Source organism: Mycobacterium sp. (assembly GCF_039583785.1).
Taxonomy (GTDB): Bacteria; Actinomycetota; Actinomycetes; order Mycobacteriales; family Mycobacteriaceae; genus Mycobacterium.
This window is the reverse complement of sequence record NZ_JAVKSG010000010.1, coordinates 1-23,888: the sequence shown is the minus strand read 5'-3', so window position 1 is coordinate 23,888 and position 23,888 is coordinate 1. Positions and strand designations below refer to the sequence as shown.

Genomic DNA, 23,888 nt, shown 5'->3' with positions numbered 1-23,888 from the left:
GCATCGCACTGCCCAGTTGATCGTCGGCGGCTAGCCGGCTCCGGCCAGTTCCGCCAACTCCGGACCCGACAACCGGTAGGTGGTCCACTCGCTTTGTGGTTGGCCGCCGACGGCGTCGTACAGCGTGATCGCGTCGGCGTTCCAGTTCAGCACCGCCCAGGCCAGTCGCGTGTAGTTGTTGTCCACGCATTCCTTTGCCAGCGCGGTCAACAGTCCGCGGGCCAATCCGAGGCGGCGAAATTGCGGCCGCACGAACAGGTCTTCGAGATAGATGCCCTCGACGCCATCCCACGTCGAGAAATTCAGGAACCACAGCGCCATTGCCGCGACCTCACCGTCCACCTCGGCGACGTGTGCCTTCAGCGTCGCGGGCCGACCGAAAAGCGCTGAGCGGATTTGAGATTCGACGACAGTGCACTGCTCGGAGGCGTGCTCGAAGTGGGCAAGGCCATGGATCATCGCGGTGATGGCGTCGGCGTCGGCGGGTTCGGCACGACGGATGCGCTTCATGACTGAACACCCAGCGCGGTCAGGATGGTCCTGAATTTGGTTGTTGTCTCGGCGACTTCGCCGTCGGGATCTGATTCGGCGACGATGCCGCCGCCGGCGTGAGCGAGCGCGGACAGGCGATCGGCGGCCAGTTGTGCGCCGCGAATGGCCACCACCCAGCGCCCGTCGCCGCTCGCGTCGCACCAGCCCACCGCGCCGGCGTAGAACCCTCGATCGCCTTCCAGTTCGCCGATCAGCCGGGCGGCGGCAGCGGTGGGCACTCCGCCGACTGCGGGGGTGGGATGCAGGGAAAGCGTCAAATCGATTGCGGTGGTTGCGGTATCGCGCAGCCGACCGGTGATCGGTGTGCTGAGATGCCACAGTGCAGTGGTGCGACTCAGTGTGGGCTCCGGCGGAAACGTCAACTCGCGGCACAGCGGGCTCAATGCCTCGACCATGCCGTCGATCACCAGCTGATGCTCGTGGCGGTCCTTCGCCGACTCGGCGAGCGCCGCGCCGGCAGCGGCATCGAGGTCGGGATCGGCGGCCCGCGGCGCTGAGCCCGCGAACGGCCGGCAGGTCACCCGATCGCCGTCGCGGGCCACCAGCAATTCGGGACTGGCGCCGACCAGTGTTGTGCCCTCATAGCCGCCGCGTGCCACCGACAGATCGACGAGGTAACCGTAGGCGGCCGGATCGTTGTCGACCAAGCGGCGCAGGATGATTCGGGCGTCCAGTGGAGCGTCCGCCGCCAACTGCAGCGCACGGGCCAGCACCACCTTCTGTAGCGTGCCACCGGCAGCGGTCAGCTCGTCGCAGGCGCGTCGAACCCGGGCTCGGTGCTCGTCAGGCGCCGGAATCGCGCCAACCACGTGGACGTGGGGTAGCGGTCCGGTCGGCCAATCAGGTAGCTTCTTAGCGCGCTGAACCGAACGCGGCGCCATCAAAGCCGCTGGCCCGTCGACATCAAATGCCAACGCGCCCACAATCATCGGTGTCCTACCTGAGCGAAGTGCGGACTGCGCACCGGCAACGTCGCGGAAGCCCGCCTGCACGCCGTAGGCGATCACCAACCCGGACGGTCCACACAGCACAAACGGCGGTTCAGCTGTCATTCGGACGGGGGATGCCCAGCGCACTCAGCTGGCGGATGCCATGTTCGAAGCTGCAGATCGCGATAGAGGCGGCGGTCATGCCAAAGCGGCTGCCTTCGGTCAACGGCAACTGCACCCAGCGGGTGATGATGGCGCGAGAAATGTGGCCGTGACTGATGAAAACCACGTCGCGCGTCGCCATGAGGTCCAACGCCAGCGCCACGGCAAGGTCGGCGCGGTTGCTGACCTGCGCCACGGTCTCGCCGTCCGGGCTGCCGTGCGTCCAGATTGACCAGTCGGGCCGAGTTTTGTTGATCTCCGCGCTCGTCAGGCCCTCGTACGAGCCGTAATCCCACTCGGCGAGCAACTCGGATTCGTCGTCTACGGTCAGGCCGGCCAACTCGGCGGTCTCCACGGCGCGTCGGCGTGGGCTGCTGATCACTGTGGGATTGTTGAGATCCAGGTCGGTCAGCACCGGTTTCGCGGCGACCGCTTGGGCTCGCCCGTTGTCGGTGAGGTCGAGATCGGTGCAGCCAGTGTGCTGGCCGGACAGCGACCACTCAGTTTCGCCGTGGCGGAACAGCAGCAGCCGATGGTTGAAGACGCCCATGCCGACCAATTGTGCCTGACAAGCATGGCCACCCGCGCGCGGGCACCATGGTGTTAATGCCACGATTGCAGGTGTTCACCGCCGGTGACGTGAGTGCCAGCGAGACAGCGGAGGAGTGTCGTTGCGATGAAGGGGACCCGAGTACTGGCGGTAGCCAACCAGAAAGGCGGGGTGGCCAAGACGACGACGGTCGCCTCACTGGGCGCGGCGATCGCGGACGCAGGCCGGCGGGTGCTGCTGATCGACCTTGATCCGCAGGGCTGTCTGACGTTTTCGCTCGGCCAGGATCCGGACAAGTTGGCGGTGTCGGTGCATGAGGTGCTGCTCGGTGACGTCGAGCCCAGCGCAGCCCTGGTGGAGACGGCGGAGGGGATGACGCTGCTGCCGGCGAACATCGACCTGGCCGGCGCGGAGGCGATGCTCTTGATGCGGGCCGGCCGCGAGTACGCCCTGAAGCGGGCGCTCGAGAAACTCGGCGACGCGTTCGACGTGGTCGTGATCGACTGTCCGCCGTCGCTGGGCGTGCTGACGCTGAACGGGCTCACCGCCGCCGACGAGGTCATCGTGCCGCTGCAGTGTGAAACGTTGGCGCATCGCGGCGTCGGGCAGTTCCTGCGAACCGTCAACGACGTTCAGCAGATCACCAACCCGAAGCTGAAGCTGCTGGGTGCGTTGCCGACGCTGTACGACCCGCGCACCACCCACACCCGCGACGTGCTGCTCGACGTCGCCGACCGCTACGACCTGCCGGTGCTGGCGCCGCCCATCCCGCGCACGGTGCGCTTCGCCGAAGCCAGCGCGTCGGGCTCGTCGGTGCTGGCCGCGCGCAAGAACAAGGGCGCCGCCGCCTACCAGGAGTTGGCTCAGGCGCTGCTCAAGCACTGGAAGACGGGAAGGGCGTTGCCCACCTTCGCGATGGACGCCTGACTCAGCCGAGCGCCACCAGCGTCGGACCGCGCTGCTCGAGTAGTTGCGAGCCTGAGGCGAGCGGGATCACCGCCGCGTCTGACGGTTCGCGGCGCACCGGCAGGAAGTCCTCGCCGACGCCGGTGACCGGATCGCAGACCGCGATGCCCTCGGTGACGGGGACCAGCAGCTTGCCGGCCATCAGCGTGCCCGGGCCCACCGGAGCCGAAGAGCCCGCCGGTCCGATGGCATAGCGGTAGGTCAGGTTCGCCGCGTCGAACACCATCACCCGGTGGCCGGTCCACCAAGTGACCAGGTTGCTGGACCGGGTCAGCACATTGGACGTCAGCGGCGGCTCTGGTAGCAGCGTGCTTGCGATGGTGGTTCCGGTCTCGTCGACGACATCGACCCTGGGCTGCGGCGCCGGCAGATAGACAGCCGTCCGCGTCTCCGACACCGTCAGGACCTTGGCGCCGGAGTCCGCGCCGATGCCCGGCTCGGCCACGTTGTGCTGATCCGGCTCGTCTTCTTCCTTGGCTGGGCGCAGCAGCGTCAGCCGCAGATCGGCCTGCCGGCCGCAGGCCTCGAACACCGACACCGCCGACGAGCTGGCCGCGGCCGACGTCAGACGGCAGCCGGTGCGCAGCCCCTTCGACGTCGGCTTCACCCGGGCGTCGACCTCGCCGTACGACAGCATCCGGACCATGTCCGAGCGCCACAACTCGAGCCGGGTATCGCCGGCGGACAACACCGTCGTGCCGTCCGAGGACAGCTCTACCCGTTTGTTGCCGTAGCTGCTGCGGGCCGGTCCGCGTTGGCCGGTCGATGCGTCGAGAGTGCTGACCTGACCGCAGCCCCGGTCGTCGCGATACACCGCGACCGCGAAGCGGTACACCCAGGAGACGCCGCACAGGTCGGCGTCGCGGGAGTAGCTCCACCGCACGGCGCCGGTAGCGGGGTCGCGACCCTCGACGACCCGTCCGTCGCCGGTGACGACGGACCCGCCGGCGGCGACCGGCTGCGCGGTGGCCGGGCTGTTGGCTCGCCAGAGTTCGCGCAGCGACGCCGGCACCGAGTGCGCGGGCGCCGGATTGGGCGCCGGCACGGCCGCCGGCCGACTGATGGTGGCCCGGGCGTCGCTGGTCCACCAGATCAGTGCGGCAGCCGCTGCGACCACGGTCACGATCGCGGCCGCGGCCAGCAGATCACCCTTGGTGCGGCGTTCCGGCTTGACCATCAGGCGAGGCGACGCCGTTTCAGTTGGCGGCGGGGGCCACTGGAGCTTCGGCGCCCGCTGACTTACGGGGACGACGGCGACGACGCCGTGCACGGGTGCCGTCGCCGGACGGGGCGTCGGAAGTGCCTGCGGGCGTGGCCGATCCGCCTAAGCCGCCGGTGCCGTTGCCGGCGGCGTGGCCCGCGGCGGGCTCGCCACCGCGGGTGCGGCGGCGCTGGCGGTTGCTGTTGCGCGCGGGCGCCGGCGCGTCGCCGGTGCGGCCACGCGGTGCAGCGCGCTTCACCGGCGACTTCTTCGCTGTACCGACGGACCCGTGAATGTCGGTCGGAATGTCTAGTTCGACATAGACGTGCGGTGAGTTGGAGTACGTCTCGGCCGGATCCGGGCTGCTCAGAGCGAGGGCCTTGTCGATCAGTGTCCAGCGGGCCAGGTCATCCCAGTCCACCAGCGTGACCGCGACACCGGTCTTGCCGGCACGGCCGGTACGGCCGATGCGGTGGACGTAAGCGTGCTCGTCCTCCGGAATCTGGTAGTTGATGACGTGGGTGACGTCGTCGACGTCGATGCCGCGGGCCGCGACGTCGGTGGCGACCAGCACGTCGATGTCACCGCCGCGGAACTGCTTCAACGCCTTCTCGCGTGCGATTTGACCCAGGTCACCGTGCACGGCGCCGACGGCGAAACCGCGTTCGGCAAGTTCGTCTGCGACCTTCTGGGCGGTCCGCTTGGTGCGGGTGAAGATCATCGTGGCGCCGCGCCCGCGCGCCTGCAGTATCCGGCTGACCAGTTCGACCTTGTCCATGGCGTGCGCCCGGTAGACGAACTGTTTGGTCAGGTCGTGTACCGCCGAGGCGTGCGGTGCTTCAGCCCGGATGTGGGTGGGCTGGTTCATGAAGGTGCGGGCCAGGGTGATGATCGGGTCCGGCATGGTCGCCGAGAACAGCATCGCCTGCCGCTCGTCGGGGATCTGGCGCAGGATCCTCTCGATGTCAGGCAGGAAGCCAAGGTCGAGCATCTCGTCGGCCTCGTCGAGCACCAGCACCGCGAGGCCGCCGAGCTGCAAGTGCCCCTGCTGGGCCAGGTCGAGCAGTCGGCCGGGCGTGCCGACCACCACGTCGGCACCGGCGCGCAGCGCCTCGATCTGCGACTCGTAGGGCCGGCCGCCGTAGATGGAGACCACCGAGAGTTGACGGTCGTCGTCGGCCATCAGGTACTTGGCCGCGGTGGACAGGTCGTCGTAGACCTGAAGACAGAGTTCGCGGGTCGGGACCACGATCAGGGCCCGGGGGATGCCCGAGAGCGGCCGGTCGCCGTCCAGGGTGGTGATGCGCTGCAGCAGCGGCACGCCGAAGGCAAAGGTCTTACCCATTCCGGTGCGGGCTTGGCCGATCAGGTCGTCGCCGGTGAGCGCGAGCGGAAGGGTGAGCTCCTGGATGGCGAAGGGATGCTCGATGCCCTGCTCTTTGAGTGCCCGCACGATTTCGTCGCGGACACCGAGTTCGGCGAAGGTGGGCTCGGATTCAGGTAGGTCAGGTGTGATGAATGCAGTCATACGCGAAGCACGTAGGCCTTTCGGGTTTGTATTCGATTGATCAATCGTTGCGGTCACGCGCGCACCAGTTGACTGTCGAATACGTTTCCGATCCGCGGGCCCTGCACTCGAAAGAGAGGCGGGCCAACTGCGTGCACGCACATTGCACAGGCACAAGTGGTAGGCGATCTACAACCGTTACCTGTACGCATTGTAGCTGGTGGGTCGTGTCGCCTCCGATCCGCGGCGCCGCGCAGCACACCTCGCGGTGATCGCCTGGGCGGCGTTGCCGCCCGCAGCGGGTCGCCGCGCAGCACACTTAGAGTGGGTGGCATGACTTCGCTTCCGCAGGCCGACCAGCTGGCCGATCCGCCTCCGCCACGGCTGCCCGCGGACCATCCCGGGGTCAACAAACTCTTCGCGCTACTGGCCTACGGTGAGTTCGCGGCGTTCTACCGGCTCACCGACGAGGCCCGGATGGCGCCGGATCTGCGCGGCCGAATCTCGATGGCCAGCATGGCCGCAGCGGAGATGGCGCACTACGAAGTGCTGTGCGAAGCACTGGAGAAGCGTGGCGTCGACGTGCTTCCGGCGATCTCGAAGTACGCCTCGGCGATCGAGGGCTATCACCGGCTGACCACCCCGAGCACGTGGCTGGAGGCATTGGTGAAGACCTACATTGGTGACGCACTGGCCGCCGACTTCTACCTCGAGATCGCCGACGCGCTGCCCGACGATGTGGCCGACGTGGTGCGTTCGACGATGTCCCAGACCGGGCACTCGCAGTTCGTCGTCGCCGAGGTGCGCGCCGCGGTGACCAAGAGCAACAAGCAGCGCAGCCGGCTGGCGTTGTGGTCTCGCCGTCTGCTGGGCGAAGCGATCACCCAGGCGCAGTACGTGCTGGCCGAGCACGACGAGCTGGTCGATCTGGTGGTGACGAGGACCGGCGGGCTGGCGCAGCTCAGCGGGTTCTTCGATCGACTGCAGCGCACCCATGACGAGCGGACGCGCGAGCTGGACCTTGCCTAGCCGACGCCTGGCCTAGCGGCTGCAGGTCGCGATCATCGTGCTGCTGGTCGAGATGGCGACGTTCTGGCCGACGCCGTCGGCGATCGAGCAGTTCAGCCGGCCGGTCAGGCTCGTCGCCACGACCGATCGCATGCTCACCCCGGGATTGAGCACGACGGTTCGCGACCACGGCAGCGCCACGTTGAAATCGGTCTGCGGCACCCCCGACGCGTCGGTGTAGACGACGGTGACCAGATCGAGCAGGCCCTTGGTGCCGGTCACCCGGTAGACGAAGGTGCGGGCGGCCACGTCCGGCGCGACCGGTGGGACGGCGTCCGGCGGCGGGGTCTGCGTCGGCGCAGTGCTGGTGGCGGTCGGGCTGGGCGGGCGCGACGTCGGCGTCATGGTGGTCATCGTCTCCGGCGGCAGCGTCGGCACCAATCGCGGCGTCGTGCGCTGACTCGGCGGCACCACCACGGTTGCCGACGTCGAGGCGCTGTCGCCGCCGTTGACGATCACGGCGGTGGCGATGGCGGCGAGCACGAACACGATCCCGGCGATGGCCGCGATCGGGCGCCAGCGCTCGTCGGCAGACGGGTAGTCGCCGTCGGCGTAGATGTCGTCGACGGTCCCGTCATCTGAGCCGTCCCGGAGCCCGTGGTCCAGGTAATTCATGGTGCTGATGGTGCTGATGTTAATGAAGTGACGAACTGTAGGCCGTGTGAGGGCGCATGTGTCAGGTCACGATTTGCCAACGGCGGGCACCTGCCAAGCCATGGCGCCGACCGGCTTTCGGCATCCCGCGCCGGCGTCCACTAGCCTGCAAGGCGCAAGCATCAGCTACTGCAAGAACGGAAGGGGCCGACGTGGAGGTCAAGATCGGTATCACCGACAGCCCGCGTGAGTTGGTCTTCACCAGCGCGCAAACGCCGAGCGAAGTCGAGGCGCTGGTGTCCGCCGCGCTGGCCAACGACACGGCCGTGCTGGGCCTGACCGACGAAAAGGGCCGTCGCTTCCTCGTCAACTCCGCCAAGATCGCCTACGTCGAGATCGGCGCCGCGGACTCGCGTCGCGTCGGCTTCGGGATCGGGATCGGTGCCGCTGCTAAGAGCGGGTGAGCGGCACGTGTGACAGCCCGCCCCAGGCGAACTGTACGGTGCCGTCGACGGCGTCTTCCTTGGCGATCGGGCGGTCGGAGTCCAGCCAATACCGGGCGCAGTCGACGCTGATCCCGACCAGGCCTACCGCGATCATCCGCGCACGGTGCGGGTCCAGCCCGGAGTCGGCGCTGATCAAATCAAAAACCGCGTCGATGCACGCCTCGGTGGCTACCCGCACTTGCACCGCTACCTGAGGCTCGGTGATGTTGTCGTTCTCGAAGATCAACCGGTAGCCCTGGCTGTCGTGCTCGATGAAGTCAAAGAAGGCCTGGATGGCCGACCGCAACCGTTGCCGGTTGTCGGTGGTGGCCCGCAACGCCTGGCGCACACCGGAGACCAGGTTTTCGACGTGCCGCTGCAGCACCGCCAGATACAATTCCAGCTTGCTGGAAAAATGTTGGTAGAGAACGGGTTTGCTGACACCTGCGCGTTCGGCGATCTCGTCCATGCCGGCGGCGTGGTAGCCACGGTCGACGAAGATGTCGCTGGCAGCGATGAGCAATTGACCCCGACGCTCGTCACGAGGTAGTCGGTTCCCGCGCCGAGTACCGGTGGTGGGCTTCACCCCACTCCGTCCGGCGGAGTTGGCGAGGTCGCTCATCCAGTCCTCAATCTGCTCGTCTTCGCGCGGGTGTGGCGAGTGCGCGGTTGATCGCCACGACACTACTACTCGCTGGCATGTTCAACTGCTACCTCAGCCCTGTATGCCGGCCTGACAACGTGTTATGGACGGCATTTGGCGCGCCGGGAGTCCCCGCTAGCAGGTGTTGTGCCATTCTGGGAGAGTGACCTTCGACCCCGAGTGGCGCGGGGGCAACCGGGCTCCGGTTCTTCGCGACGACTGGCGCGAGCCGCTGCGTGCCAAGCGTGATCCGCTGGAGTGGGGCGGTGCCGGTCGGGTCCGGTCGAATCGCGAACCCAGCCGCTGGCGCAAGCAGAGTTGGCTGGGACGCTTCCTGTCCACCTACGGCTGGCGCGCCTACGCGCTGCCGGCGCTCGTCGCTGTCACCGGCGTCGTGCTCTACCAGACCGTCACCGAAACCGGCGCGTCCGCGCCCGCGTCCGGTCATCCGCTGCAGGGCCCGCCGAAAATCGGCGCCGTCGGCACGGTGATCGTCGATGCTCCGCCCCGGGGCCTGACCCAGTTCGACGCCAGCCTGCCCATCGGGATGCTGCCGAACGGCGGGCCGTTCACCGAAGCGGGTGCCAAGTCGTGGCAGGTTGTCCCCGGCGTCACGGCGCAGGTCGGTCAGGGCGCGGTCAAGGTGTTCAAGTACACCGTCGAGGTCGAAAACGGCATGGATCCCACCGCATTCGGCGGTGCCGACGCGTTCGCCGCGATGGTCGACCAGACGCTGGCCAACCCGAAGAGTTGGATCCACGACGCGCAGTTCGCGTTCATCAGGGTCGACGCGAATGACCGCACCAAGCCCGACATCCGCATCTCGCTGAGCACGCCGATGACCGTTCGGGAGGGCTGCGGGTACGAGTTCCCGCTCGAGACCTCCTGCTACAACCCCTCGTACGGGGTAGGCGCCGAGCCGCGGGTGTTCATCAACGAGGCCCGCTGGGTGCGCGGCGCACTGTCCTTTCAGGGCGACATCGGCTCGTATCGGCAGTACCTGATCAACCACGAGGTCGGCCACGCCGTCGGCTATCTTCGCCACGAAGCGTGCGACAAGCAGGGTGGCCTGGCCCCGATCATGATGCAGCAGACCTTCTCCACCTCCGACGACGACAACGCGAAGTTCGACCCGGAGTACGTCAGGCCCGACGGCAAGACCTGCCGGTTCAATCCCTGGCCGTACCCGATCGCCTAACCCGAGGTCTCGTGCTTCCACCGCTCGTAGAACCCGCTGCGGAGCTGACCCGCGACGAGGTGGCCCGCTACTCCCGTCATCTCGTCCTCCCCGGTCTGGGTGTGGACGGCCAGAAGCGGCTCAAGAATGCCCGGGTGCTGGTGATCGGCGCAGGCGGTCTCGGCGCGCCGGCGCTGCTCTACCTCGCCGCGGCCGGTGTCGGCACCATCGGCATCGTCGATGACGACGTCGTCGAGGAGTCGAATCTGCAACGTCAGATCATCCACGGCGTGGCCGATGTCGGCCGGTCCAAGGCGCAGTCCGCGCGCGACTCGATCGGCGAGATCAACCCGCTGGTGCAGGTGCGTCTGCACGAGGTGCGGCTTGATCGGCACAACGCGGTAGACCTGTTCGCCCAGTACGACCTGATCCTGGACGGCACCGACAACTTCGCCACTCGCTACCTGGTCAACGACGCTGCGGTGCTGGCGCACCGACCCTACGTGTGGGGATCGATCTACCGGTTCGAGGGGCAGGTGTCGGTGTTCTGGGAGGATGCACCCGACGGCCGTGGCCTGAACTACCGCGACCTGTACCCGGACGCGCCGCCGCCGGGCCTGGTGCCGTCGTGCGCCGACGGCGGCGTCCTGGGCGTGCTGTGCGCCTCGATCGCGTCGGTGATGGGCACCGAGGCGATCAAGCTGATCACCGGTCTCGGCGAGCCGCTGCTGGGCCGGTTGATGATGTACGACGCGCTGGCGATGAGCTATCGGACGATCGCGATCCGCAAGGACCCGGCAGCGCCGGCAATCACCGATCTGGTCGACTACGAGGCGTTCTGCGGGACCGTCTCCGCGGCGGCCGCCGACTCCGCAATCACCCCTCGTGCGCTGCGCGATCTGCTCGATTCGGGCGACCCCATAGCCCTGATCGACGTGCGGGAGCCGGCCGAGTGGGACATCAACCACATCGACGGGGCGCAGTTGATCCCGAGTGCGTCGATCAACTCCGGCGAAGGCCTGGCCGGGTTACCCCGTGATCGCCGGCCGGTGCTCTATTGCAAGACGGGAGTGCGCTCGGCCGAGGCGTTGACGGCCGTCCGCAACGCCGGGTTTGCCGACGCCGTGCATCTGCAGGGCGGCATTGTGGCCTGGGCGCAGCAGATGCAGCCCGACATGGTGATGTACTGATCCGCCACGCGGCTGAAGCCAACCGGGTTCTTGCCGAACTGCGAGTTCGTGTCTAGTGCCGGGACGTCGCTGAGCGAAGTTTAGGCTGTTCGAGTGAGTGTCGAGCCGCCGCCTGAGCATGTGCTGTCGGCGTTCGGTTTGAGCGGCGTTCCGCCGATGCCGCTGGGCGCCGTCTGGGAGGGCGGCTGGCGGTGCGGCGAGGTGGTGTTGTCGATGGTCGCCGAGAACGCCCGGGCCGCGTGGTCGGCGCGGGTGCGTGAAACGTTGTTCGTCGACGGCGTGCGGCTGGCCCGGCCGGTCCGCTCGACCGACGGGCGCTATGTAGTTTCCGGTTGGCGGGCGGACACCTTCGTGGCCGGCCAGCCCGAGCCCCGGCATGACGAGGTGGTGTCGGCCGCGGTGCGACTGCACGAGGCCACCGGCAAACTCGAGCGCCCGCGTTTTCTGACCCAGGGACCGACCGCGCCGTGGGCCGACGTCGACGTGTTCATCGCCGCCGACCGGGCCGCGTGGGAGGAACGCCCGTTGCAGTCGGTGCCGGCGGCGGCCCGCACGGCGTCTCCGTCCGCGGACGGGCAGCGCTCGGTCGAGCTGATCAATCAGCTTGCCGGACTGCGTCGTCCGACCAAGAGCCCCAACCAGCTGGTCGACGGCGACTTGTACGGCACGGTGCTGTTCGCCGGTGCCGCCGCCCCCGGGATCACCGACATCACGCCGTATTGGCGGCCGGCGCCGTGGGCGGCGGGCGTGGTGGTGGTCGACGCGTTGTCCTGGGGCGAGGCCGACGAGGGTCTCATCGACCGCTGGAATGCGCTGCCGGAATGGCCGCAGATGTTGTTGCGCGCGTTGATGTTCCGGCTTGCTGTGCACGCGTTGCATCCGCGGTCGACGGCCGAGGCCTTCCCGGGCCTGGCGCGTACGGCCGCGCTGGTGCGGCTGATCCTGTGACCGGGGCCGATCTGTTAGTCGGGAAAGGCGTAGCGCAACTCGTCGAGCGGAATCTTGCCGTCGTTGGCCAAAACTCCCTCAGCCCGAAGGAGTTCTAACTGATTCGTGGTGAGCTGCTGTGCCGGTCGGCCGGACGCGGTGATCACCCGATGCCACGGCAGATCGCGGGAATCGGTGCGCATGATCCAGCCGACGATGCGCGGGCTGGAAAGCTCTGCCGCAGAAGCGATATCGCCGTAGGTCGACACCCGTCCTGCAGGAATGACGGCGACCAGCGCACGCACCCGTTCGACTTGATCGTCGGTGATGGGCGCCATGGTCAGGCCATCCGTTCGCGGATCAGCGCGGCGACGTCGGCCGGTTTGGTCTCGGCCACCATGTGGTCGCACTCGAATGTCAGGTACCGAAAACCCTCGCCCAATCGCTCACCCAGATCGGTGACGAGCCGGCCGGTTACGTACGCCGGCGTGGTCCAGGCCGCCTGCACCAGCGTGGTTCCAATTCCTTTGGCCGGCAACACGATGTCACGGGCCAGCTCACTCCAGTAGGCCATCATCGCCGGCAGGCTCAGGCGCCAGGTACACCGGCCGCCCGGCAGCATCACGAGGTGCTCGTCCAGTTCGGCGTCCACCACGGCCGGGTCCACGCCCGCCCAGGAACCGTTGGTCTTCGCCGCGCGGGCCGCCGCGACATCGGCATAGTCCGGGGAGGCCAGCATCGCGTCGGCGATCTCGAGCATCCATGCACCGTCCAGTCCGACGGCCGGGTCGAGCAGTACCAGTCCGGAGACTCGACCGGGATGGGCGGCCGCCAGCTGCAGGGCGACCGCGCTGCCGAACGAATGCGCCACGATCACGGCGGGGCCGTCGCCCTCCCGGTCGAGCAGGTCCTCCAGCGCGGCCACGTTGGCCTCGATCGTCCACGGCGCGTCCCACGACGAGCGGCCGTGTCCGATCAGATCCGGTGCAGCGACGGCGATCTCGGGAAGGTACCGGCTGGCCAGCTGCTCCCAACGCCGGCCGTGTCCGGTGAGCCCGTGCAGCGCGAGCAGGCGCACCGGACCGGGCGGTCCGAAGCGGTGTACGTGCAGGCGGGTCACGCGTCGATCCTGCCAGTCCGGCGGTCGAGCCAACTTGTCGGACCCCCGTGGTGTCATTCCCGATATGTCGTACCACTGGGGCCCGGAGGCCCACGCCGTGCTCGATCCCGATCTACGCGGGACGGTGCGCGTGCTCGGTGGGCCGGGCACAGGTAAGAGCTCGCTGCTGGTCGACGTGGCGGCCACCCGCATCGGCGCGGGTATCGGCCCGGAATCGGTTCTGCTGCTGACGGGTTCGGGCCGCATCGGCGCGCAGGCGCGCAGCGCGTTGACGCGGCGGTTGCTGGGCTCTCGAGACGCCGGTGCCGGTCCCGCGGTCATCCGGGAACCGTTGGTGCGCAGCGTGCACAGCTACGCGTTCGCCGTGCTCCGGCTGGCGGCGCAGCGCGCCGGCGGTCCGCCACCCAGGCTCGTCACCAGCGCTGAGCAAGACGCGGTCATCGCGGAGCTGCTGGCCGGCGAGATCGCCGATGGGGCCGATGCGTGGCCGACCGAACTGCGGGCGGCACTGGGTACCGTCGGTTTCGCCGCCGAGCTGCGCGAGCTGCTAACCCGGTGCGCCGAGCGAGGGATCGACCCGCAGCAACTCGAGCGGGTGGGCCGGCAGTCGGGACGGCCGGAATGGGCTGCCGCGGGCCGCTTTGCGCGCGGCTACGAGCAGGTGATGCTGCTGCGCGCCGCGGTGGGAACCGCAGCCCCGCAGGCGACCACGCCGGCCGTCGGGGCCGCCGAACTGGTCGGCGCGGCTCTGGAAGCTTTCGCCGTCGACGCCGAGCTGCTGGCCGGCGAGCGGGCCCGGGTCGGCGTGCTGCTCGTCGACGACGCCCAGCAACTCGATCCGCAGGCCGCCCTGCTGGTTCGGGTGCTGGCCGCGGGTGCCGACCTGACGTTGCTGGCCGGAGATCCGGACCAGGCGGTGTTCGGCTTCCGCGGCGCCGAACCGGCGGCGCTGCTGGGCGACGGGACACCGTCGGTCACGCTGACCACGTCGCACCGCTGCGCTCCGGCGGTGGCGCGGGCCGTCTCGGGCATCGCCGGCCGCCTCGCCGGTGGCGGCGAAATGGAGGGCAGCGGAGATGTTCCCGGGTCGGTTCTGGTCAAGCTGGCCGGCTCCACCAGCGCGGAGGCGACGATGATCGCCGACTATCTGCGGCGCGCGCATTTGGTGGACGGGGTGCCGTGGTCGCAGATGGCGGTCGTCGTCAGGTCGGTGCCGCGGGCAGCCGGGTTACCGCACGCGCTGGCGCGGGCCGGCGTGCCGGTGGCCCCGGCAATGCTCACCGGGCCGCTGGCCGCGCAGCCGGCCGCGCAGTCGCTGCTGACGGTGCTGGCCGCGACCGCCGACGGGTTGGACGCCGAGCAGGCGGTCGCGCTGCTGACCGGGCCGATCGGTCGGGTGGACCCGGTCTCGCTTCGTCAACTGCGACGCGCGCTGCGGCGTGCCGACATCGGCGGGCCGGCAAAGGCATTCGGAGACCTGCTGGTCGAGGCGCTCGCCGACAGCGTGCCGGCCCGGCTGTCCGCGGCTCAGGCCAGGCCGTTGCAACGGGTGCGTGCGGTGCTGGGCGCGGCCGCCGCCTCGCATCGGCGCGGAGAGGATCTGCGCTCCACACTCTGGGCGGCATGGCAGCGTTCCGGTCTGCAACGGCGGTGGCTGACGGCGGGTGAACGTGGTGGTACCGCCGGTCTGCAGGCCGGCCGCGACCTCGACGCGGTCACGGCATTGTTCGACGCCTGCGACCAATACCTGTCGCGGACCGCCGGTGCGTCGCTGCGCGGCCTGATCGATCACCTGACGACCGAGCAACTGCGGGCTGCCGACGCTGAATCGGCCGTGATCGAGCGGGTCGCGGTACTCAGCGCACACGCGGCGCTCGGTCGCGAGTGGGATCTGGTCGTCATCGCCGGCCTGCAGGATGGCTTGTGGCCCAACACGATTCCTCGTGGCGGTGTGCTCGGCACCCAGCGGTTGCTCGACGTGCTCGACGGCGTCGCCGAGAACGCGTCGATGCGGGCGCCGCTGCTGGCCGAAGAACGGCGACTGCTGGTCGCCGCCATGGGTCGCGCACGTTCGCGGCTGTTGGTGACCGCTGTCGACGGAGAAACCAGCGGAGTCGACGAGGCTGGCATGCCGTCGCCGTTTTTCGCCGAACTCGCGCAGTGGTGCACTCCAGATGCGGCGGCCGTGCTGCAGCCGGTCGTCGCGCCGCGGGTGCTGTCCGCCAATGCGGTGGTCGGCCGGTTGCGTGGCGTGGTGTGCGCGCCGGCAGGAACAGTCAACGACGCGATGCGCGACTGCGCAGCAACGCAATTGGCACGCCTGGCCGAGGCGGGCGTGCCGGGCGCCGACCCGGCCGGCTGGTACGGCATGTCGCCGGTAAGCACCAGCGAACCGATGTGGAGCAGGGAAGAGCACCCGGATCATGTGGTCACGCTGACACCGTCGAGTCTGCAGACGTTGACCGACTGCCCGCTGCGCTGGATGACGGAGCGCCACGGCGGCACCGATCCGCGCGACCTCAGCTCGACGGTCGGCTCGGTGCTGCACGCGCTGATCGCCGAGCCTGGCCGCAGCGACACCGAACTGCTCGCCGCGCTGGAACGGGTGTGGCAGCATCTGCCGTTCGAATCACGTTGGTTCGCAGACAATGAACTCGCCCGGCACCAGACCATGGTCGAGACGTTTCTGGCCTGGCGGGCGCAGACCCGCGGCGAGCTGACCGAGGTCGGGGTCGAAGTCGAGATCGACGGCGTCCTGGATGACGGCAGTGTCCGGCTGCGCGGCCGGGTCGACCGCATCGAGCGCGACGCGGCAGGTCGGCTGGTGATCGTGGACCTCAAGACCGGCAAGACGCCGGCCAGCAAGGACGACGCGCAGCGGCACGCGCAGCTGGCGGCCTACCAGCTCGCGGTGGCCGAGGGCCTGGTGGATCACGGCGACGACCCCGGCGGCGGTCGGCTGGTCTATCTCGGCAAGACGGGATCGAGCGGTGCCACCGAACGCGACCAGGATCCGCTGACTCCCGAAGCGCGCGACCAGTGGCGTGAGCGGATCCGCGACGCGGCCAGGGCAACTGCCGGCCCGCAGTTCATCGCCAGGGTCAACGACGGCTGCGCACACTGCCCGCTGCGGCCGAGCTGCCCGGCACACAACGGGCTCGACGAGAAGGGTCCAAAATGACCGTTATGGCGCCACCGCGCTACAACCCGGCCGAATTAGCCAGTGTGCTAGGGCTTTTCGAACCGAACGAGGAGCAGGCTGCGGTGATCGCGGCCCGACCCGGGCCGCTGGTGGTCATCGCGGGGGCGGGTGCCGGCAAGACCGAGACGATGGCAGCACGGGTGGTCTGGCTGGTGGCCAACGGCTACGCCGACCCGGGCCAGGTGCTCGGCCTGACCTTCACCCGCAAGGCGGCCGGGCAGCTGCTGCGGCGGGTCAGGTCGCGGCTGGCCCGGCTCAGCGGCGCCGGGCCGGCGTTCGGCGGCGAGTTGGGCGAGCCGGCAGGCATGCCCGTTGTCAGCACCTACCATGCCTTCGCCGGCCAGCTGCTGCGTGAATACGGTCTGCTGTCGACTCCGGCGTACGCGCACCCCGTCGAACCCCACACCCGGCTGCTCAGCGAGACCGAGCTCTGGCAGTTGGCCTTCGACGTCGTCAACACTTACCCAGGTGCGCTGCAGACCGAGAAGAACCCGGCCGCGGTCACCGCGATGGTGTTGAAGCTGTCGGGTCAGCTTGCCGAGCATCTGGTCGACACCGGCCAGGTCTGCGACACCCACGTCGAACTCGAACGACTCGTGCACACCCTGCCCGCGGGCCGCTACCAGCGCGAACGGGGACCCAGCCAATGGCTGCTGCGAATGCTGGCCACCCAAGCCGAACGCGCCGAGCTGGTGCCCCTGATCGATGCCCTGCACCGGCGGATGCAGGCCGACAAGGTGATGGACTTCGGCGGCCAAATGGCCGGCGCCGCAAGGCTTGCGTTGGCGGTCCCACAGGTAGGCGAGCAGCTGCGCAGCCGCTACCGGGTGGTTCTGCTCGATGAGTACCAGGACACCGGTCACGCGCAGCGCATGCTGCTGTCGTCGCTGTTCGGCGGTGGGGTCGACGAGCAACTGGCGCTGACCGCCGTCGGGGATCCGATTCAGTCCATCTACGGCTGGCGGGGCGCGTCGGCAACCAACCTGCCGCGCTTCAGCGCCGACTTCCCGATGTCCGACGGCGGCCCGGCGCCGGTGCTGCAACTGAGTACCAGCTGGCGTAACCCGCCGACCATCCTGCATGTCGCGAACGCGGTGTCGGCCGATGCGCGACAGCGGTCGGTGGCGGTGCACGCGCTTCGCGCCCGCCCCGACGCGGAGCCCGGCACGGTGCGCTGCGCGCTGTTGCCCGACGTTCACGCCGAACGCGACTGGCTCGCCAACCATCTGCAGCACTGCTACCAGCAGGCAGCCGCCGACGGCGTCGCGCCGCCGACCGCCGCAGTCCTGTTGCGTCGCAACGCCGATGCCGCACCGATCGCCGCCGCGCTGCGCGCCCGTGGAGTCCCCGTCGAGGTGGTGGGACTGGCCGGTCTGCTCTCGGTGCCGGAGGTCGCCGATGTGGTCGCGATGCTGCGCCTGGTCGCCGACCCTACCGCCGGCGCGGCTGCGATGCGGGTCCTCACCGGCCCACGGTGGCGGCTCGGTGCCCGCGACGTCGCGGCGCTGTGGCGGCGTTCGGTGGCGATCGCAAGCGCGGCGGAGCCGGGTGCAGCGGGTCGCCACGATGAGCCGGTGGCGATCGCAAGCGCGGCGGAGCCTGGCGCTCTGCTGGAGCAGATCGCCGAGGCGGCCGGTCCGCATGCCGATACCGCGGGCCTGGCTGACGCACTTGCCGATCCTGGCCCTCCCCAGAGCTATTCGGCCGAAGGGTATCGGCGCATCGTGGAGCTCGCCGATGAGCTGAGCATGCTGCGCGGCCACCTCGGTCACCCGCTGCCCGATCTGGTCGCCGAGGTCCGCCGACTGCTCGGCGTCGACTGCGAGGTGCGGGCGGCAGCGCCCGGCTCCGGGTGGGCCGGTACCGAACAGCTCGACGCGTTCGCCGACGTGGTCAACGGTTACGCCGAGCGATGCGCCGGCGCCGACTCCCTCGCCTCGGTCGTCGGGCTGCTGGCCTACCTGGACGCTGCAGCGGTCGTCGAGAACGGTTTGGCACCCGCCCAGATCGTCGTCGCCCAGAACCGGGTGCAGGTGTTGACCGTCCACGCCGCAAAGGGTTTGGAATGGCAGGTGGTCGCCGTGCCGCATCTCGCAGGTGGGTTGTTCCCGTCGACCGCGCAGGCGCGCACCTGGCTCACCGACGCCGCCGACCTCCCGCCGCTGTTGCGCGGTGACCGTTCCACCAAGGGCGTCCACGGCGTACCGGTCCTGGACACTTCGGAGGTGACCGATCGAAAGCAGCTGTCGGACAAGATCTCCGCTCACCGCGCTCAGCTCGAGCAACGTCGCATCGACGAGGAACGTCGACTGCTGTACGTCGCCATCACCCGATCGGAGGACACGCTGCTGCTGTCCGGCCATCACTGGGCGGCGACCGGTATCAAACCGCGCGGACCGTCGGATTTCCTCCGCGAACTCAAAGACATCATCGGCCAGTCGGCCGACGCCGGCCAGCCCTGCGGTGTGGTCCAGCACTGGGCGCCGGCACCCTCCGATGGTGAGCGAAACCCGTTACGCGACAGCGTCAGCGAGGCGAATTGGCCCGTCGACCCGCTGGGCGGCCGGCGCGCCGACGTGCAGCGCGGCGCCGAACTGGTCACCGCCGCAATGGCGGCGGACGCAGCCACCGAGTCGCACGACGTCGAAGGCTGGACCGCCGACGTCGACGCGCTGCTCCGGGAGCGTACCCGGGTCGCGGAACCACGTGTGTACGCGTTGCCCAGCGCACTGTCGGTCAGCAGTCTGGTCGACCTGGCCCGCGACCCGGAACTCGCGGTGCGGCGGCTCGCCCGCCGACTGCCCGCACGGCCGGAGCCGCATGCGCTGCTGGGCAACGCCTTTCACGACTGGGTCGAGCGCTTCTACGGTGCCGAGCGGCTGTTCGACCTCGCCGACCTGCCCGGCGCGGCCGACACCGAGATCGCCCAGCGCGACGCCGACGAACTCGCCGTGCTGCAGGACGCCTTCCTGGCCTCGCCGTGGGCCGCGCGCACACCGATGGCCGTCGAGGTCCCGTTCGAGATGGACATCGGCGACACGGTGGTGCGAGGCCGCATCGACGCGGTCTTCGCCGAGTCCGACGGCGGTGCGACCGTCGTGGACTGGAAAACCGGTGAGCCGCCGCACGGCTCCGACGCCGCCCGGCATGCCGCTATCCAGCTAGGCGTGTACCGGATCGCGTGGGCCGCGCTCAGTGGGTGCCAGGAATCCCTGGTGCGCACCGCTTTTCACTATGTGCGGACCGGGCGCACCGTAGTTCCCGATACGCTGCCGAGTCCCGACGAACTGGCCGAACTGCTTGCGCGCTCAGGCGGACGTAGCGTCGTGGCCGCTAAGAGTTACGGGCGACCTTGAGTGCCGTGGTGACCATCGGAATCTGCAGCGGCAGCCGGGCCAGGGCGATGATGCGCATCGGCCACGGCTTGCCCCACCACAGCCGGACCATGTTGAGGTTGCCCGGGAACACGGCCAGGAACAACGCGGCAGCCGCCAGCGCGGCCAACCGGCGGGTGCGCAACGGCAGCAGCAGCGCGCCGATGACGACCTCGGCCACGCCGGACGCGTAGGTGTAGAACCGTGCACTTCCGGGCAGTTCAACGGGGATGATGCCGTCGAACGGCTTCGGTGCGACGAAGTGAAGAGTGCCGATACCGAGTAACAGCGCCGCGAGGCGGTAGGCGGGTGTCTGGCTGGCGTCCCGTTGAGGACTGTGCGTGATGGCGTTCATGGTTACATTGTGTCGTGCGTCCGGACGAGCCGATGAGCTGTGGTCAGAGTTAGCCGTCGGGAACGCGATCTCGACGAGACGCTGACCACCAAACCTGGCTATGCGCTGACGGCTGTGCTGCGCATCCCGGAGCAAAATGTCAGTCCGATCTTCGCCATCTGGCGCCGAGTGGCGATCGCACTGCTCGGCTTGCTTGTCGCGGTAATGGTCGTCTATGTCGACCGCGATGGGTACACCGACATCAGGCACGCACGGCTGTCATTTCTCGACTGCGCCTACTACGCGACGGTCTCTCTGACGACCACGGGATACGGTGATGTCACCCCCTACACCGAGTCCGCGCGCCTGGTCAACATCGTGATCATCATGCCGCTTCGGGTGATGTTCTTGATCGTTTTGGTTGGGACGACGTTTCAGGTGCTCACCGAGCGGTCCCGGCAGGCGTGGAAGATCCAGCGCTGGAGGAGCAAAGTGCGCAACCACACCGTCGTCATCGGGTACGGCACCAAGGGCAAAACTGCGACGGCTGCCATGATCGACGACGGGGCGGTGACTGGCGCAATCGTCGTGGTCGATACCGACCAGTCGGCTCTCGACCACGCCGCGGCCGCCGACCTGGTTACTGTGCACGGCGACGCCACCCGATCCGACGTGCTGCGGCTCGCCTCGGCCCAGCACGCGTCCGCGATCATCGTCGCCACCGGCCGTGACGATACCGCCACGCTGGTCACCCTCACCGCCCGCGAAGTCGCGCCCAACGCCAAGATCGTGGCGTCGATCCGTGAAGCCGAGAACCAGCATCTGCTCAAGCAATCCGGCGCCGACTCGGTCGTCGTCTCCTCCGAAACCGCCGGTCGACTGCTGGGGGTGGCCACCACCACGCCCAGCGTCGTCGAGATGATCGACGACCTGCTGACGCCGTCGCATGGATTCGCCATCGCCGAACGCGAGGTCGAACCGACCGAGCTCGGTGGCTCGCCACGACACCTGCCTGACATCGTGCTCGGCGTCGTGCGCGACGGCCACCTGCTTCGAGTCGACGCGCCGGAGGCCGACGCCCTCGAGGCCGGCGACCGGCTGCTCTTCGTCCGCAACACAAGAAACTGAGGTGGCGATCGCAAGCGCGGCTAAGCCGGGCGCGGCGGGTCGCCGGGAGGTTGAGAACGTGGATTTTCAATTGAAGGCTGTGCCGCTGCTGTCGCGCATCGGCGCCGACCGGGCCGACCAGGTGCGCACCGACACCGACGCCGCGGTTGCCGGATGGCCGGAGGCCGCACTGCTACGGCTCGACTCGCGCAACCAGGTGATGGTCGCCGACGGCAGGGTTGTGCTCGGTAAGGCGATCAATCTGGCCGACAAGCCGCCGACGGACGCGGTGTTCCTGGGCCGCATCGACGACGGCCGACACGTGTGGGCGGTGCGCGGCCCGCTGGAATCACCCGAAGGCCACGTCGTGGAAGCTGAGGTCGCTGATCTGCGCCGGGCCGCCCAGCTGTTCGATGACTTTGGTGCGCAATTGGTTTCGGCTGCAGCGGCCCTGCTGAATTGGCACGCGAGCTCGCGATTCAGCTCTATCGACGGCTCGCCGACCAAACCGGTCCGGGCGGGCTGGGCGCGGGTCAACCCGGTCACCGGTCATGAGGAATTCCCGCGCATCGACCCCGCGGTCATCTGCTTGGTGCACGACGGCGCCGACCGCGCGGTGCTGGCCCGCCAAACGGTGTGGCCCGACCGGATGTTTTCGCTGCTGGCCGGTTTCGTCGAGGCGGGGGAGTCTTTCGAAACCTGTGTCGCCCGCGAGATTAACGAGGAGATCGGGCTCACCGTCCGCGACATCCGCTACCTGGGCAGCCAGCCGTGGCCGTTTCCCCGGTCGCTGATGGTCGGCTTCCACGCGGTCGCCGATCCGGCTGAGCCGTTCGCCTTCAACGACGGCGAGATCGCCGAGGCGGAGTGGTTCACCCGCGACGAGATTCGCGCAGCGCTGGAACTCGGCGACTGGAGCAGCGATTCGGAATCCAGGCTGCTGTTGCCCGGTTCGGTGTCGATCGCGCGGGTGATCGTCGAGTCGTGGGCTGAGGCGCGGTGACGATGCAGGCCGGAATGGCCTGGGGAGGAGCCGGGTAGGTGGGCTGAGGCGCGGTGACGATGCAGGCCGGAATGGCCTGGGGAGGAGCCGGGCAGGTGGGCTGACGCCCGCTAGTCGGCGGCCAGTTCAGCCAGCCTCACCTTGACGTCGTCGGCGCTGGGGTTGGTCAGCGTCGAGTCGTCGGCGAACTTCAGCGTCGGCACGACGTGATTGCCGCTGTTGACCGAGCCCACGAAATCGGCCGCCGCCGGATCCTGCTCGATGTCGATTTCGTCGTAAGCGATACCCGCGGATGTCAACGCTGTCTTCAGTCGATGGCAGAAGCCACACCACTGTGTGCTGTACATGGTGATAGAGGCGTTACTCATAGTCCTACAAAGATAGAGGGCGTCACAGGTGTGCCGTGGCGCTGTCAGACGTTTGTCGTCGATCACTGCCAAGATGGACGACATGCCGGTGATCGCGGACTCCCTGACTGCCGATCTCGACGACGAGCAGCGCGAGGCCGTGTTGGCTCCACGCGGGCCGGTCTGCGTGCTGGCCGGGGCAGGAACGGGCAAGACCCGCACGATCACGCATCGCATCGCCCAACTCGTCGCGGCCGGACACGTCGCCCCGGGTCAGGTGCTGGCGGTGACGTTCACTCAGCGCGCCGCCGGTGAGATGCGGATGCGGCTGCGCGCGTTAGGTGCTGCCGCGCAGACCGGCGTCGGCGGGGTGCAGGCGGTGACGTTTCACGCCGCCGCGCACCGACAGCTGCGGTACTTCTGGCCGCGGGTGGTCGGCGACACCGGCTGGCAACTGCTGGACACCAAGTTCGCGGTGGTGGCGCGCGGGGCGACCAGCGCCGGTTTGAAGCTGAGCACCGACGACGTCCGCGACGTCGCGGGCGAGATCGAGTGGGCCAAGGCGTCGCTGATCTCCCCGGAGCAGTATCCCGAGGCGGTGGCCGCGGCGTCCCGCGATGTTCCGCTGGACGCCGCCAAGGTCGCCGCGGTCTACACCGCCTACGAATCGCTGAAGGCCCGCGGCAACAACGCCCAAGGCGTCGCGTTGCTCGACTTCGACGACCTGCTGCTGCACACCGCCGCCGCGATCGAGAATGACGCCGCGGTGGCCGACGAGTTCCGAAACCGCTACCGCTGCTTCGTCGTTGACGAATACCAGGACGTCACCCCATTACAGCAGCGGGTGCTGTCGGCGTGGCTCGGCGACCGCGACGACCTCACTGTCGTCGGTGACGCCAACCAGACCATCTACTCGTTCACCGGGGCTTCGCCGCGCTACCTGCTGGACTTTTCCCGGCGCTTCCCGGACGCCACCGTGGTGCGCCTGGAGCGCGACTACCGGTCCACCCCACAGGTGGTGTCGCTGGCCAACCGGGTGATCGCCGCCGCCCGCGGCCGGGTGGCCGGCAGCAAGCTGCACCTGGTGGGTCAGCGTGACCCCGGGCCGGAGCCGACGTTCCGCGAATACCCCGACGAGGTCGCCGAGGCCACCGCGGTGGCCAAGTCGATCTCGCGGCTCGTCGATGCCGGCACACCGCCGTCGGAGATCGCCGTGCTCTACCGAATCAACGCTCAGTCCGAGGTCTACGAGGAAGCGCTGACCGAGGCGGGCATCGCGTACCAGGTGCGCGGCGGTGAGGGCTTTTTCAGCCGTCAGGAAATCCGGCAGGCTTTGCTGGCGCTGAAGCGGGCGGCAAACAGCGACGTCGAGGCGCCGGGGCCCGACGGCGGCGACCTGCTGCGCCCGGCTTCGCCGCGCTTGCAATCGCCGCTACCCGAGGTGGTGCGC

At 68.9% G+C, this 23,888-nt stretch carries 22 protein-coding genes; 11 read left to right on the top strand and 11 right to left on the bottom strand.

What is annotated here, in order from left to right:
* Nucleotides 1-30 precede the first annotated feature (30 nt).
* The 3 genes from ABDV69_RS05965 to ABDV69_RS05955 are packed head-to-tail and all read right to left on the bottom strand — an operon-like array spanning nucleotide 31 to nucleotide 2,193.
* A complete protein-coding gene (locus tag ABDV69_RS05965) occupies nucleotides 31-510 on the bottom strand; it encodes a GNAT family N-acetyltransferase (protein WP_343572498.1) in 480 nt (159 codons plus the stop codon).
* Nucleotides 507-1,604: an isochorismate synthase gene (locus ABDV69_RS05960; protein WP_343572497.1), complete on the bottom strand. Its 1,098-nt coding sequence runs from the start codon at nucleotides 1,602-1,604 to the stop codon at nucleotides 507-509. The genes ABDV69_RS05965 and ABDV69_RS05960 overlap by 4 nt, the downstream gene beginning before the upstream one ends.
* Entirely contained in the window at nucleotides 1,594-2,193 is a 600-nt protein-coding gene (locus tag ABDV69_RS05955; RefSeq protein WP_343572496.1) for an acid phosphatase, read from the bottom strand. The genes ABDV69_RS05960 and ABDV69_RS05955 overlap by 11 nt, the downstream gene beginning before the upstream one ends.
* 126 nt (nucleotides 2,194-2,319) lie before the next feature.
* Here ABDV69_RS05955 and ABDV69_RS05950 point away from each other — a divergent pair, with 126 nt between their 5' ends.
* Entirely contained in the window at nucleotides 2,320-3,120 is an 801-nt protein-coding gene (locus ABDV69_RS05950) for an AAA family ATPase (RefSeq protein WP_343572495.1), read from the top strand.
* Nucleotide 3,121: 1 nt separating this feature from the next.
* On the opposite strand, the gene ABDV69_RS05945 is transcribed toward ABDV69_RS05950, so the two are convergent.
* Complete coding sequence (locus ABDV69_RS05945; RefSeq protein WP_343572492.1) at nucleotides 3,122-4,336, bottom strand: hypothetical protein; 1,215 nt, start codon at nucleotides 4,334-4,336, stop codon at nucleotides 3,122-3,124.
* A gap of 19 nt (nucleotides 4,337-4,355) precedes the next feature.
* Nucleotides 4,356-5,888: a DEAD/DEAH box helicase gene (locus tag ABDV69_RS05940; protein ID WP_343572489.1), complete on the bottom strand. Its 1,533-nt coding sequence runs from the start codon at nucleotides 5,886-5,888 to the stop codon at nucleotides 4,356-4,358.
* Nucleotides 5,889-6,200: 312 nt separating this feature from the next.
* Between ABDV69_RS05940 and ABDV69_RS05935 the strand changes: the two genes are divergently transcribed.
* Nucleotides 6,201-6,896, top strand: a complete 696-nt coding sequence (locus ABDV69_RS05935) for a ferritin-like fold-containing protein (RefSeq protein ID WP_343572486.1) — start codon at nucleotides 6,201-6,203, stop codon at nucleotides 6,894-6,896.
* A gap of 12 nt (nucleotides 6,897-6,908) precedes the next feature.
* Here the strand turns inward: ABDV69_RS05935 and ABDV69_RS05930 are convergent, their stop codons facing one another.
* Nucleotides 6,909-7,550 (bottom strand): MmpS family transport accessory protein, encoded by a 642-nt coding sequence (locus ABDV69_RS05930; RefSeq protein ID WP_343572484.1) that lies wholly within the window; start codon nucleotides 7,548-7,550, stop codon nucleotides 6,909-6,911.
* Between the two features lie 191 nt (nucleotides 7,551-7,741).
* Here ABDV69_RS05930 and ABDV69_RS05925 point away from each other — a divergent pair, with 191 nt between their 5' ends.
* Entirely contained in the window at nucleotides 7,742-7,993 is a 252-nt protein-coding gene (locus ABDV69_RS05925; protein ID WP_343572482.1) for a DUF3107 domain-containing protein, read from the top strand.
* Here ABDV69_RS05925 and ABDV69_RS05920 read toward each other — a convergent pair.
* Complete coding sequence (locus ABDV69_RS05920; protein ID WP_343572481.1) at nucleotides 7,980-8,636, bottom strand: TetR/AcrR family transcriptional regulator; 657 nt, start codon at nucleotides 8,634-8,636, stop codon at nucleotides 7,980-7,982. The two genes, ABDV69_RS05925 and ABDV69_RS05920, sit on opposite strands and share 14 nt — an antisense overlap.
* Before the next feature lie 184 nt (nucleotides 8,637-8,820).
* Here ABDV69_RS05920 and ABDV69_RS05915 point away from each other — a divergent pair, with 184 nt between their 5' ends.
* The 3 genes from ABDV69_RS05915 (at nucleotide 8,821) to ABDV69_RS05905 (ending at nucleotide 11,972) form a co-directional block, all read left to right on the top strand.
* Nucleotides 8,821-9,855: a DUF3152 domain-containing protein gene (locus ABDV69_RS05915; protein ID WP_343572479.1), complete on the top strand. Its 1,035-nt coding sequence runs from the start codon at nucleotides 8,821-8,823 to the stop codon at nucleotides 9,853-9,855.
* 11 nt (nucleotides 9,856-9,866) lie between these two features.
* Complete coding sequence (moeZ, locus tag ABDV69_RS05910) at nucleotides 9,867-11,024, top strand: adenylyltransferase/sulfurtransferase MoeZ (RefSeq protein WP_343572477.1); 1,158 nt, start codon at nucleotides 9,867-9,869, stop codon at nucleotides 11,022-11,024.
* A gap of 93 nt (nucleotides 11,025-11,117) precedes the next feature.
* On the top strand, nucleotides 11,118-11,972 hold the full coding sequence (locus ABDV69_RS05905) for a TIGR02569 family protein (RefSeq protein WP_343572476.1): 855 nt from the start codon (nucleotides 11,118-11,120) through the stop codon (nucleotides 11,970-11,972).
* A 14-nt stretch (nucleotides 11,973-11,986) separates the two neighbouring features.
* Here ABDV69_RS05905 and ABDV69_RS05900 read toward each other — a convergent pair whose 3' ends face one another.
* On the bottom strand, nucleotides 11,987-12,289 hold the full coding sequence (locus tag ABDV69_RS05900) for an MGMT family protein (RefSeq protein ID WP_343572474.1): 303 nt from the start codon (nucleotides 12,287-12,289) through the stop codon (nucleotides 11,987-11,989).
* Nucleotides 12,290-12,291: 2 nt separating this feature from the next.
* The gene (locus tag ABDV69_RS05895) at nucleotides 12,292-13,071 is read right to left on the bottom strand and encodes an alpha/beta hydrolase (protein ID WP_343572473.1); all 780 of its coding nucleotides are present in this window, start codon (nucleotides 13,069-13,071) and stop codon (nucleotides 12,292-12,294) included.
* Between the two features lie 64 nt (nucleotides 13,072-13,135).
* Here ABDV69_RS05895 and ABDV69_RS05890 point away from each other — a divergent pair, with 64 nt between their 5' ends.
* Together ABDV69_RS05890 and ABDV69_RS05885 are read left to right on the top strand one after the other, a co-directional pair.
* Nucleotides 13,136-16,252, top strand: a complete 3,117-nt coding sequence (locus ABDV69_RS05890) for an ATP-dependent DNA helicase (RefSeq protein ID WP_343572472.1) — start codon at nucleotides 13,136-13,138, stop codon at nucleotides 16,250-16,252.
* A complete protein-coding gene (locus ABDV69_RS05885; RefSeq protein WP_343572471.1) occupies nucleotides 16,249-19,629 on the top strand; it encodes a UvrD-helicase domain-containing protein in 3,381 nt (1,126 codons plus the stop codon). Before ABDV69_RS05890 ends, ABDV69_RS05885 begins: the two co-directional genes overlap by 4 nt.
* Here the strand turns inward: ABDV69_RS05885 and ABDV69_RS05880 are convergent.
* Nucleotides 19,607-20,002 (bottom strand): hypothetical protein, encoded by a 396-nt coding sequence (locus tag ABDV69_RS05880; RefSeq protein WP_343572470.1) that lies wholly within the window; start codon nucleotides 20,000-20,002, stop codon nucleotides 19,607-19,609. The genes ABDV69_RS05885 and ABDV69_RS05880 overlap by 23 nt on opposite strands.
* Before the next feature lie 39 nt (nucleotides 20,003-20,041).
* Between ABDV69_RS05880 and ABDV69_RS05875 the strand changes: the two genes are divergently transcribed.
* Nucleotides 20,042-21,109 (top strand): potassium channel family protein, encoded by a 1,068-nt coding sequence (locus ABDV69_RS05875; RefSeq protein WP_343572469.1) that lies wholly within the window; start codon nucleotides 20,042-20,044, stop codon nucleotides 21,107-21,109.
* A gap of 58 nt (nucleotides 21,110-21,167) precedes the next feature.
* The gene (nudC, locus tag ABDV69_RS05870; RefSeq protein WP_343572468.1) at nucleotides 21,168-22,091 is read left to right on the top strand and encodes an NAD(+) diphosphatase; all 924 of its coding nucleotides are present in this window, start codon (nucleotides 21,168-21,170) and stop codon (nucleotides 22,089-22,091) included.
* Nucleotides 22,092-22,201: 110 nt separating this feature from the next.
* Here the strand turns inward: nudC and ABDV69_RS05865 are convergent, their stop codons facing one another.
* The gene (locus ABDV69_RS05865) at nucleotides 22,202-22,459 is read right to left on the bottom strand and encodes a mycoredoxin (protein ID WP_343572467.1); all 258 of its coding nucleotides are present in this window, start codon (nucleotides 22,457-22,459) and stop codon (nucleotides 22,202-22,204) included.
* Between the two features lie 82 nt (nucleotides 22,460-22,541).
* On the opposite strand from ABDV69_RS05865, the gene ABDV69_RS05860 reads away from it, so the two are divergent.
* Nucleotides 22,542-23,888: ATP-dependent helicase (locus ABDV69_RS05860; RefSeq protein WP_343572465.1), on the top strand; the 1,347-nt coding region annotated here is incomplete at its 3' end.

Coding starts and splice junctions, on each gene's coding strand:
- ABDV69_RS05955 (WP_343572496.1), bottom strand. CDS start 2,193: ATGGGCGTCTTCAACCATCGGCTGCTGCTGTTCCGCCACGGCGAAACT.
- ABDV69_RS05935 (WP_343572486.1), top strand. CDS start 6,201: ATGACTTCGCTTCCGCAGGCCGACCAGCTGGCCGATCCGCCTCCGCCA.
- ABDV69_RS05945 (WP_343572492.1), bottom strand. CDS start 4,336: ATGGTCAAGCCGGAACGCCGCACCAAGGGTGATCTGCTGGCCGCGGCC.
- ABDV69_RS05965 (WP_343572498.1), bottom strand. CDS start 510: ATGAAGCGCATCCGTCGTGCCGAACCCGCCGACGCCGACGCCATCACC.
- ABDV69_RS05865 (WP_343572467.1), bottom strand. CDS start 22,459: ATGAGTAACGCCTCTATCACCATGTACAGCACACAGTGGTGTGGCTTC.
- ABDV69_RS05930 (WP_343572484.1), bottom strand. CDS start 7,550: ATGAATTACCTGGACCACGGGCTCCGGGACGGCTCAGATGACGGGACC.
- ABDV69_RS05900 (WP_343572474.1), bottom strand. CDS start 12,289: ATGGCGCCCATCACCGACGATCAAGTCGAACGGGTGCGTGCGCTGGTC.
- ABDV69_RS05885 (WP_343572471.1), top strand. CDS start 16,249: ATGACCGTTATGGCGCCACCGCGCTACAACCCGGCCGAATTAGCCAGT.
- ABDV69_RS05940 (WP_343572489.1), bottom strand. CDS start 5,888: ATGACTGCATTCATCACACCTGACCTACCTGAATCCGAGCCCACCTTC.
- ABDV69_RS05880 (WP_343572470.1), bottom strand. CDS start 20,002: ATGAACGCCATCACGCACAGTCCTCAACGGGACGCCAGCCAGACACCC.
- ABDV69_RS05920 (WP_343572481.1), bottom strand. CDS start 8,636: ATGAGCGACCTCGCCAACTCCGCCGGACGGAGTGGGGTGAAGCCCACC.
- ABDV69_RS05950 (WP_343572495.1), top strand. CDS start 2,320: ATGAAGGGGACCCGAGTACTGGCGGTAGCCAACCAGAAAGGCGGGGTG.
- ABDV69_RS05960 (WP_343572497.1), bottom strand. CDS start 1,604: ATGACAGCTGAACCGCCGTTTGTGCTGTGTGGACCGTCCGGGTTGGTG.
- ABDV69_RS05890 (WP_343572472.1), top strand. CDS start 13,136: ATGTCGTACCACTGGGGCCCGGAGGCCCACGCCGTGCTCGATCCCGAT.